The 9,806-nt window shown below is 66.1% G+C and carries 8 protein-coding genes; 5 read left to right on the top strand and 3 right to left on the bottom strand.

The window, feature by feature from the left end:
• Together ACE3SN_RS14770 and ACE3SN_RS14765 are read right to left on the bottom strand one after the other, a co-directional pair.
• A partial coding sequence (locus tag ACE3SN_RS14770) for a histidine phosphatase family protein (RefSeq protein WP_374531269.1) occupies window positions 1-278 on the bottom strand: 278 nt, incomplete at its 3' end.
• A gap of 10 nt (window positions 279-288) precedes the next feature.
• Window positions 289-3,024 (bottom strand): ATP-dependent DNA helicase, encoded by a 2,736-nt coding sequence (locus tag ACE3SN_RS14765; RefSeq protein WP_374531267.1) that lies wholly within the window; start codon window positions 3,022-3,024, stop codon window positions 289-291.
• 100 nt (window positions 3,025-3,124) lie between these two features.
• Here ACE3SN_RS14765 and ACE3SN_RS14760 point away from each other — a divergent pair, with 100 nt between their 5' ends.
• The 3 genes from ACE3SN_RS14760 to ACE3SN_RS14750 all read left to right on the top strand — a co-directional run bounded on the left by ACE3SN_RS14760 (window position 3,125) and on the right by ACE3SN_RS14750 (window position 5,692).
• Complete coding sequence (locus tag ACE3SN_RS14760; protein WP_374531265.1) at window positions 3,125-4,150, top strand: adenosine deaminase; 1,026 nt, start codon at window positions 3,125-3,127, stop codon at window positions 4,148-4,150.
• Window positions 4,147-4,701 carry a phosphoribosyltransferase gene (locus ACE3SN_RS14755; RefSeq protein ID WP_374531263.1) on the top strand — a complete coding sequence of 185 codons (555 nt, stop codon included), beginning with the start codon at window positions 4,147-4,149 and terminating at the stop codon, window positions 4,699-4,701. Before ACE3SN_RS14760 ends, ACE3SN_RS14755 begins: the two co-directional genes overlap by 4 nt.
• Before the next feature lie 166 nt (window positions 4,702-4,867).
• Entirely contained in the window at window positions 4,868-5,692 is an 825-nt protein-coding gene (locus tag ACE3SN_RS14750; RefSeq protein ID WP_374531261.1) for a flagellin, read from the top strand.
• Between the two features lie 72 nt (window positions 5,693-5,764).
• On the opposite strand, the gene ACE3SN_RS14745 is transcribed toward ACE3SN_RS14750, so the two are convergent.
• Window positions 5,765-7,471 carry an amidohydrolase gene (locus tag ACE3SN_RS14745; protein ID WP_374531259.1) on the bottom strand — a complete coding sequence of 569 codons (1,707 nt, stop codon included), beginning with the start codon at window positions 7,469-7,471 and terminating at the stop codon, window positions 5,765-5,767.
• Between the two features lie 116 nt (window positions 7,472-7,587).
• On the opposite strand from ACE3SN_RS14745, the gene ACE3SN_RS14740 reads away from it, so the two are divergent.
• A complete protein-coding gene (locus ACE3SN_RS14740) occupies window positions 7,588-9,192 on the top strand; it encodes a lysine--tRNA ligase (RefSeq protein ID WP_374531258.1) in 1,605 nt (534 codons plus the stop codon).
• Window positions 9,193-9,197: 5 nt separating this feature from the next.
• Window positions 9,198-9,806 (top strand): PEP-CTERM sorting domain-containing protein (locus ACE3SN_RS14735; RefSeq protein ID WP_374531256.1); only part of this gene is annotated, 609 nt, incomplete at its 3' end.

Below are 9,806 nucleotides of genomic sequence, written 5' to 3'. Positions count from 1 at the left end.
AGGTCGGCCAGGGTGGCGCTGCTGGCCAGATAGATCCGGCGGTCCCAATTGATCGCAATCGGGGCTGCGGCGGCCTGGCTGGCAATCTCGATCGTCTCGGCGCAGCGGATTGCCGGCGAAGCCAGCACCAGGTCCCAGCGCACGCCGTGTTCGCGGATATGGTGCCCCATCACTTCGGCACCCTTGCGCCCGCGCGCATTGAGCGGCCGGTCGAAATCGCGCGCGCGCGGATCTTGCCAGTCGGACTTGGCGTGGCGGAACAGGCCCAGCAATTTCATCGGGAGGACGTTACCTGTGAATCTCGGTTTTGACGGTGCTCTCAAAAACACTGGCACCGACCCGTTGTAAAGCCTCGTCCAGCGTCAATCTGGTGACAGGCGTGCCTGTCGGGAAGGCGGAGAGCAACCGGCTGGGAAAGGCTGCGGACAGGACCACGAAGTGGCCGTGGTCGTCGCGGCTGCGGATCAGGCGGCCAAAGGCTTGCGCCAGCCGCGCGCGGATGATGTGATCGTCATAGGCGCTGCCGCCGCCTGCCAGCCGCCGCGCGCGGTGCAGGATCGAGGGCTTTGGCCAAGGCACCTGCTCCATCACCACCAGCCGCAGCGAATGGCCGGGAACGTCCACCCCGTCGCGCAAGGCATCGGTGCCAAGCAGCGACGAGCGCGGATCGTCGCGGAAAATGTCGACCAGCGTGCCGGTGTCGATCGGATCGACGTGCTGGGCATAAAGCGGCAGCCCCCCGCGCGCGAGCCGGTCGGCAATCCGCCCATGCACCGCGCGCAGCCGCCGGATCGCGGTAAACAGGCCGAGCGCGCCGCCGCCCGACGCCTCGATCAGGCGGCCATAGGCAGCCGCCAGCGCCGCAACGTCGCCTTTGGGTACGTCGGTCACGATCAGCACTTCGGCCTGGCCCGCATAGTCGAACGGGCTGTCAAAGCTGGACAGGCGCGGGGCAAGCCCAAGGTGCGGCGCGCCGCTGCGAGCGATGGCGCTGTCCCAGTCGTTCCCATCCTTCAGCGTGGCCGAAGTGAGCATCACCCCATGCGCCGGTTCCAGCACGGTGCGGGCAAACGGCTTCATCGGATCGAGCCAGCGGCGGTGGATGCCGACATCGAATTCGCGCGCGTCGCCGCGTTCAACCGCCAGCCAGTCGACGAATTCGGGATCGGCCGGGCCGCCCATCCGCGACAGCAGGGCTTCCCACGCGGCCAGCAGGTCAATTCGCCAGGCGAGCGAATGGCGCGCGCCTTCGATCCGGGCGCGGCCCGGGCCGTCGAGCCAGTCGGGCGGTTCGGCCAGCAAGGCTTCAAGCCGCACGCCGAGCCGGATCAGCGGGGTGCGCAACTCGGCCAGCGCCTCCTGCGCGGCCCCGGCGCGTTCGATAAAGGCACCGTCGAGCTGGGCGGCTTCGGTCTCCAGCCCATAGCCCGCTTCCTGTCCGCCGCTTTCGTCGCGCGCGTAAACCGTGGCGCGCACTGCCGCGAGCAGTTCTTCCAGCGGGCCGGAGGGAGCGTTCTCGACCAGCCGTTGCAGCCAGCCGTCGCCAGGCAAGGCTTCCGCCGCATGGCGTGCCGCCGCAATCGCCTTGCCCCCGGCCTCGTCATAGCTGGCGACATCGGCGAGCCGCGCGGAAAGGCCGCGCCGCCGCCCCTTGGAGCCGCGTTCCGGGCCAATCACCCAGCGCCGCAGCTCGATTGTCTCGCTGCCGGTCAGGGCCGCGGCAAAGGTCGAATCCGCCGCTTCGAACACGTGGTGGCCTTCATCGAACACGATCCGGGTCGGACGCTGTGCGGCGTCGCGTTCCCTCGCGGCGTTGACCATCACCAGCGCGTGGTTGCCGATTACCAGGTCGGCCTGCGCGCTGGCGCGGCTGGCGCGCTCGATGAAGCATTTGCGGTAGTGCGGACACCCGGCATAGACGCATTCGCCGCGCCGGTCGGTCAGTGCCGCGATCCCGCGCTGGCGGAACAGCGTGCCGAGCCAGCCCGGCAGGTCGCCGCCGATCATGTCGCCGTCCTGGCTATAGGCGGCCCAGCGCGCGACCAGTTGGGCCATCACTGCCGCGCGGCCGTTGAACCCGCCCTGCAGAGCGTCTTCGAGGTTGAGCAGGCAGAGGTAATTCTCGCGCCCTTTGCGCACCACCACGGGGCGCGAGCCATCGGCGCGGCGCCCGTTGCCGGTTTCTGGCCAGGCCCGGCGGCTTTCGCGGCGCAGCTGGCGTTGCAGCGCCTTGGTATAGGTGCTGACCCAGACTGTCCCACCCGATTGTTCGGACCAGAGCGAGGCCGGGGCGAGGTAGCCCAGCGTCTTGCCGATCCCCGTACCGGCCTGCGCCAGCAGGAGGTGCGGCGTGCCTTCGCGCCCGCGCGGGGCAAACGCGTGGGCGGCCTCGGTGGCATAGGCTTGTTGGGTCGGGCGGCTTTCGGCGCCTTCGCCGGTCAGCTGCTGAAGCCGGGCGAGCACTGCCACGGGATCGAGCTTGACCTGCGCCGGCTGGGGCCGCTCGGGCGCTTCCTCCCATTCGGGCAGGCGCGCGAACAGCCAGCGCTCGGCCCGCTCGGGTGCGCGCAGCCGGGCGGTCAGCAGCGGCGCCCACGGCCAGCGTAGCCTGACGAGGTTTTGCAGCGCGCTCCACGCCCCTTCGCGCTCGGCCCAGTCGGCCGCTTCGCACCGGGCCAGCAGCGCCTCGGCGGCGCGTTGCAGCAACTGCGGGACGGCGCCGTCATCCGCCGGCTCGTCAAGGCCGAGCGCATGGGCCAACCCCTTGGGTGTCGGCACCACGAACTGCGCGGGGTGGACGAAGGCGAACAGTTCGAGCAGATCGAGCCCCGACAGATCGGGATAGCCGAGCCGCGTCGCCACCAGCGGCGCATTGAGCAGCAAGAGCGGCGTATCGGCGGCGGCGACGATCGCATCGCCCTTGGATACGCCCCGCGTGTTGCCGTGTCCGTCGCGCAGCCAGCACCCGCCGTGGCTGGCGTGCAGCGCGGGCAGGGGCAGGGGCGAAGGCGGTTCCGGGACCATGATCGAGCGTTAGAACGAAAGCCGAACGCAGGGCAAGGCCGCGCCGACAGTTGACCACACTGCAATTGACCGACGGCCGGCGCGGGTTCAGCCTGCGGAGATGCTCAGCTCGTCTATCGATTCCCTCATCGCCCGGCTGCCGAAGGCCGAACTGCACCTGCATATCGAAGGATCGCTCGAGCCCGAGATGCTGTTTGCGCTGGCGGCGCGCAACGGGGTGAACATCCCGTTTGCCTCGGCCGAGGATGTGCGCGCGGCCTACTCGTTCTCGAACCTGCAGGACTTCCTCGATATCTATTATCAGGGGATGTCGGTGCTGATCACCGAGCAGGACTTCTACGACCTGACTTGGGCCTATCTCGAACGTGCGGCGGCAGACAGCGTGCGCCATGTCGAGATTTTCTTCGATCCGCAGGGCCATACGGAGCGCGGCGTGGCCTTTGAAACCGTGCTGGGCGGGATCACCCGCGCACTGGCAGACGGCGCGGCGCGGCTGGGGATCAGCCACCGCCTGATCATGTGCTTCCTGCGCCACCTGAGCGAGGATGAGGCTTTCGCAACGCTGGACCAAGCCCTGCCGCACCTGGATCGGATCGACGGGGTGGGCCTCGATTCCTCGGAGGTCGGCCATCCGCCCGCCAAGTTTGCGCGCGTCTTTGCCAAGGCGCGCGATCTGGGTCTTCACGTGGTGGCCCATGCCGGTGAGGAAGGCCCGCCCGAATATGTCTATCAGGCGCTCGACCTGCTCAAGGTGGAGCGGATCGATCACGGCAACCGCGCGCTGGAAGATCCGGCCCTGACCGCGCGGATCGCCGCGGAAGGTCTGACGCTGACGGTCTGCCCGCTCTCGAACCTGCGGCTCTGCGTGATCGGCGACATGGCGCAAAGTCCGGTGAAGCGGATGCTGGAACAGGGCCTCAAGGCCACGGTCAATGCCGATGATCCGGCTTATTTCGGCGGCTACATCAACGATAACTTCCGCGCGGTGGCCGGGGCGCTGGGCCTTTCTGCTGGAGAGATCATTGAACTGGCAAGGAACAGCTTTACCGGTTCGTTTCTGCCCGCGGATGCCATTGCCGCGCACCTTGCCGAAATCGACCGCGTGGTTGCGGAGGCGGGGCAATGATCCCCAAGACCTACCTCACCGCCGACCGCCTGCTTGAAGACAGCTACCGGCTTGCCAACCGGATCATCGACAGCGGGTTCCAGCCGACCCACATCGTCGGCATCTGGCGCGGCGGCGCGCCGGTGGGGATCGCGGTGCAGGAACTGCTCGAATACAACGGCATCGCGGCCGATCACATCGCGATCCGCACCTCAAGCTATACCGGGATCGACGAGCAGCGCGAAGTGCGGGTCTATTCGCTTGGCTACCTGATTGATAACCTTGGCCCCGATGACCGCTTGCTGGTGATCGACGACGTGTTCGATTCCGGCCGGTCCATCGATGCCTTCCTGTCAGAACTTGCCGCGCGCTGCCGCTACAACATGCCGCGCGAGGTGCGGATCGCCACGGTCTATTACAAGCCCAGCCGCAACCGCACCAAGCTGACCCCGCACTTCTACGTGCACGAAACCGAGGACTGGTTGGTCTTCCCGCACGAGATCTGCGGCCTCAGCAAAGAGGAAATCCGCGCCCACAAGCCCGGCGCAGCGCTGATCCTGCGGGAGGAGTGAGTGTTGCGGTTCGAATTTTAATATATAAAATACAGCGTTTTAATCTGAAAATTCTCGCTGCGTTAACCATTCGGATTTAAATTTTCCCGCGTCCTGACGGTCTTACTTTCAGCAACGGCAACGGGTGACACGCCATTCCCGGAGCCGCTTTTGAAGGGAACCGAACATGGCAGTCATCAACACGAACATCAGCGCGATCAAGGCCGCCAACGCCTCGAACTCGGCAGCCAAGATGCTTGGCACCGCGATGGAGCACCTCTCGAGCGGCAAGCGCATTACCGGCGCCAAGGACGACGCGGCGGGCCTCGCCATTGCCACGACCATGACCTCGCAGGTGCGCGGCATGAACCAGGGTATCCGCAACGCCAACGACGGCATCAGCCTCGCCCAGACCGCCGACGGCGCGCTCTCGGAAGTGGCCAACATGCTGCAGCGCGTGCGCGAACTCGCCGTGCAGGGCGCCTCGGGCACCTATCAGGCCTCGGACCGCACCTATATGCAGTCGGAAGTGACCGCGCTGACTGAACAGATCGGCGACGTGCTCGGCAACACCAAGTTCAACGGCAACGCGCTGTTTTCGACCACGGCCGGCACCGACGTGACCTTCGACATCCAGGTCGGCGCTGAAAACGGCGATACCGTGACGCTGACCTCGAGCGCGATCGACGGCACCAACATTTCGGCCACCGCGCTCGACGTGACGACTGCCGCGCTGTCCTCTACCACGATCGACAACGTCGACCTCGCGCTGGCCGATGTCAGCGCCAGCCGTTCGGGTCTTGGTGCGGGCCAGAACCGGCTTGAATCGGTGGTCAACAACCTGACCAGCAACGCCACCAACCTGTCGGATGCGCGTTCGCGGATCGAAGATGCCGACTACTCGGCCGAAACCACGGCCATGGCCAAGGCCCAGATCCTCTCGCAGGCTTCGACCGCGATGATCGCCCAGGCCAACCAGAGCCAGCAGAACGTCCTTTCGCTGCTGAAGTAAGCGGCAGCGCAAGCTTGGGGGCAAGTGGGCTGCCCTGTCGCAAGGCAGGGCGGCCTATTGCGTTTCAGGTGTTCAGCGGTGCCAGACTGTCTGGCCTTCCTTGACCGTTTCGATCACCTTGATGCCCCTGATCTGATCCAGCGGTGTGGTGAGCGGGTTGCGGTCCAGCACCACGAAGTCCGCCAGCAGTCCGGCATGCAGCCGGCCCTTGCGGTTTTCCTCGAAGATCTGCCAGGCCGGCCCCGTGGTCAGGGCTTGCAGCCCTTCATAGGCCGACAATTGCTGATCCGCTCCGCTTACCACCCCGGTCATCGATGTGCGTGCCATCGAGGTCCACAGCATGGTCATGGTGTCGAGCGCGGTGACCGGAAAATCCGAGTGGTTAGACGGGATCAGCCCCGCCGCGCGGGCGGCCTTGAACGGGCTGATGAAGGCAACGAAATCGGCCGGGAAATTGCTGCGGTGAACGTCGGCCCAATAATAGGTGTGGTTTGAAAAGAACGCCGGCCCCACGCCGATCCGGGCATAGGCCGCAAGCTGATCGGGCCGCATGAACTGCGAATGGATCACGATCGGGCGGCGATTGTCGGCGGCCTTGATGCCCAGTGCATCGAAGCCGCGGATCGCCATGTCGATCGCCGCATCGCCGTTGGCATGGACGAACAGCTGCCAGCCGCGATCGTTGACCTGCTTGGCCATCGCCTGGAATTTGGCTTCGTCCATCACCGGTTGGCCGTGCCAGGGATGGTGGCCATCGGGCGAGCCATTGGCATAGTCGCGCGTGAAATAGGCGGTGCGGGCCTGGGGCGAGCCATCGAGCACGAACTTCACACCCTGCAGCTTCACATGGCCCTGATAGCGCCCGAAACCGGGGTCTTTCTGCTTCAGGAGCGCGGGCAGGTTTGAGTAAAAGGGCAACAGCGCTAGGTCGATCTTGAGCCGCTCGCGCGCGGCGGGACTGGTCAGGAAGGCAAGGTCGGCCGGCTGGGTCGCGCCGTCCTGTGCATGGGTATAGCCAGTGCGCATATAGCGCTGCTGCGCGGCGTCGATCGCGGCCAGCTTTTCTTGCTCGGTCGGCTGGGGCAGTTTCGGCATCGCGAGGTACATCGCCTGCTCGAACAGCAGTCCGCTCAGCTTGCCTTCGCCGTCCTTGGGCATGATCCCGCCTGGAGGGACCGGCGTTGCCTCGTCGATTCCGAATGCGGCCAGCGCGGCGCTGTTGACCACCATGCCGTGCAGCGAGACGTGGAGCAGCACCACCTTGCGATCCGGGAAGGCCGCGTCGAGTTCCTTGCGGGTGACGTGGCGATGTTCGGCCAGGTCGTCCTGATCGTATTGCCAGACGATCACCCAGCCGCCCGCCGGAATGGCGCGGCGCGCCACAAAGGCCTTGATCGCGCCAATCAGGCTTGGAACGTCCTTGAACTGGGCCTGTTCGGAGTCCGAAAGGTCGAGACCGCTCGCGCTCTGCAAGGCGACGGCGAAGTGCGAATGGGCGTCGATGAAGCCGGGCAGCATCGTGGCGCCGTGGAGGTCGTGATCCGCGGCTCCGCGTCCCGCCAATTTGCGTGCCTGCCGCTCCGAGCCGACATATTCGATCTTGCCACCGCGCTCCACCACGGCCTCGACCGTCTGCGGCGTGTCGCCGTCCATCGTGATGATCGTGCCGCCGTGCCAGATTGTCGCCACCGGCCGTGCAGGTGCCCGCGCGGCCAGGCTCGCGCCGGTCGCGGTCACCGCCAGTGCCCCGGCAAGCCCGGCCAATTTCAGGAATCGCATTATCATGTCTCCTCTCGCCGCCGGAGACGATAGGCTGGCTGGGCGCGGCTTGGCCAGAGCGCTTATGCCAGTTCGCGCTTGCGAAAATGGCGCACTTGCGCGAAGGCGCGCGGACCATGACCGATACCGATCTCATCGCTGCCGCCAACGTTTCCAAGGCCTGGCCCTTCGAGGAAGCCCGCAAGATCGTGAAGCGGTATCCGGATGGCAAACGCGGCCCCGATGGGCAGTTGGTGCCGGTGCTGTTCGAAACGGGCTATGGCCCTTCGGGCCTGCCGCATATCGGCACTTTCCAGGAAGTGCTGCGCACCACGCTGGTGCGCCGCGCCTATGAGGTGCTCACGGGCGGCGCGCCGACGCGGCTGGTGGCTTTTTCGGACGACATGGACGGGCTGCGCAAGGTGCCCGACAATGTACCCAACCAGGGGCTGCTGGCCGCCCATATCGGCCACCCGCTGACCCGCATCCCCGATCCGTTCGGCAAGTACGAAAGCTTTGCGCATCACAACAACGCGATGCTGCGCGAATTCCTCGATCGCTTCGGGTTCGAATATGAATTCGTCTCGGCCTCGGACCGCTACAATTCGGGCGCGTTCGACGCGGCGCTGAAGAACGTCCTGCGCAATTACCAGGCGATCATGGACATCATGCTGCCGACCCTCCGCGCCGAGCGCGCGGCGACCTACTCGCCGGTCCTGCCGGTCAGCCCCAAGACCGGCCAGGTGTTGCAGGTGCCGATCGAGGTGGTCGATGCCGATGCCGGGATCGTCCGCTTTGAGGACCACGGCGAAACCATCGAGCATTGCATCCTCGGTGGCCAGTCGAAGCTGCAGTGGAAGGTCGACTGGGCGATGCGCTGGGTGGCGCTGGGCGTCGACTATGAAATGTGCGGCAAGGACCTGACCGATTCTGTGCGCGAAAGCGGCAAGATTGCCCGCGCGCTCGGCGGACGGGCGCCCGAAGGCCTGATCTATGAACTGTTCCTCGACGAGAACGGGGAAAAGATCTCCAAGTCCAAGGGCAACGGCCTGACCATCGAACAGTGGCTGACCTATGGCAGCGAGGAAAGCCTCGGCTTCTACCTGTTCCGCGAACCCAAGAGCGCCAAGAGCCTGCACCTCGGCATCATCCCGCGCGCGGTCGACGAATACTGGCAGTTCCGCGAAAAGCTGGCCGCGCAGCCGATCGAGCAGCAGCTCGGCAACCCGGTGTGGCACCTGCTGCGCGCCAGCGGCGATCAGGGCGGGGCTGGGGAGAGCCTGCCGGTCACCTATGGCTTGCTGCTCAATCTGGTTGGCGTGCTGGGCCCCCATGCCACGCGCGATCAGGTGTGGTCGTATCTGGCGAACTATGTCGACGATGCCGATCCGGCCAAGCACCCGGCACTCGACGTGCTGGTAGAGCGTGCGCTGGCCTATAACCGCGACCTGATCGCCCCGACGCTGCATCGGCGCAAGCCCGAAGCGAACGAGGCTGCCGCCCTGGCCGCGCTGGACGAGGAACTGGCCGCTACGTCCGACGATGCCACGGCCGAGGAATTGCAGAACATCGTCTACGAGATCGGCAAGGACCCGCATTACGGTTTCGAAACCCTGCGCGACTGGTTCAAGGCGCTATACGAGACCCTGCTGGGTTCCTCGCAGGGGCCGCGCATGGGCAGCTTCATCGCGCTCTACGGCATCGCCAACACCCGCAAGCTGATCGCCGAGGCGCTGGGCTGAAAGGGATGCGCGGGCGGGCCGCACTTGTCGCTGCCTGCCTGGCACTGCTTGCTGCCCTGCCGGCGCAGGCCCGAACGATCCTGTTCGTCGGCAACAGCTTTACCTTCGGGGCCGGATCGCCGGTCATGCGGTATCACCCCGAGCGAGTGAACGACCTCAACGGGGAAGGGATCGGCGGGGTTCCCGCGTTGTTCAAGACCTTTGCCGACGAAGCCGGGCTCGACTGGACCGTCAGCCTTGAGACTTCGCCGGGCAAGGACCTCGCATTCCACCTCGAAAGCCGCCGTGCGGTGCTGGCGGCGCCGTGGGATGTGGTGCTGCTGCAGGGCTATTCGACGCTCGACCGCGAACGACCCGGCGATCCGGCGCGGCACATTGCCGCAGCCAAGGACTTGTCCGACCTGTTCTTCGCCGCCAATCCGAATGTTTCGGTGCGGCTGGTCTCGACCTGGTCGCGGGCCGATCAGACCTATCTGCCGAGCGGCCATTGGCACGGCCAGCCGATCTTCAAGATGGGCGAAGACCTGTCGGCAGCGAACCGGCTCGCGCTGAAATCGGCACCGCATATTGCCGGCACCGTCGAAGTCGGTGCGGCATGGAACCGCGCCATGCGG

The organism is Novosphingobium sp., assembly GCF_041915465.1.
Lineage (GTDB): Bacteria > Pseudomonadota > Alphaproteobacteria > Sphingomonadales > Sphingomonadaceae > Novosphingobium.
Note: the sequence above shows the minus strand (reverse complement) of the source record. Positions and strands in the feature narration are given on the sequence as shown.

What these genes read in the sequence shown, in the direction of transcription:
- ACE3SN_RS14750 (WP_374531261.1), top strand. Translation starts at nt 4,868, where the DNA reads ATGGCAGTCATCAACACGAACATCAGCGCGATCAAGGCCGCCAACGCC.
- ACE3SN_RS14755 (WP_374531263.1), top strand. Translation starts at nt 4,147, where the DNA reads ATGATCCCCAAGACCTACCTCACCGCCGACCGCCTGCTTGAAGACAGC.
- ACE3SN_RS14740 (WP_374531258.1), top strand. Translation starts at nt 7,588, where the DNA reads ATGACCGATACCGATCTCATCGCTGCCGCCAACGTTTCCAAGGCCTGG.
- ACE3SN_RS14765 (WP_374531267.1), bottom strand. Translation starts at nt 3,024, where the DNA reads ATGGTCCCGGAACCGCCTTCGCCCCTGCCCCTGCCCGCGCTGCACGCC.
- ACE3SN_RS14745 (WP_374531259.1), bottom strand. Translation starts at nt 7,471, where the DNA reads ATGCGATTCCTGAAATTGGCCGGGCTTGCCGGGGCACTGGCGGTGACC.
- ACE3SN_RS14760 (WP_374531265.1), top strand. Translation starts at nt 3,125, where the DNA reads ATGCTCAGCTCGTCTATCGATTCCCTCATCGCCCGGCTGCCGAAGGCC.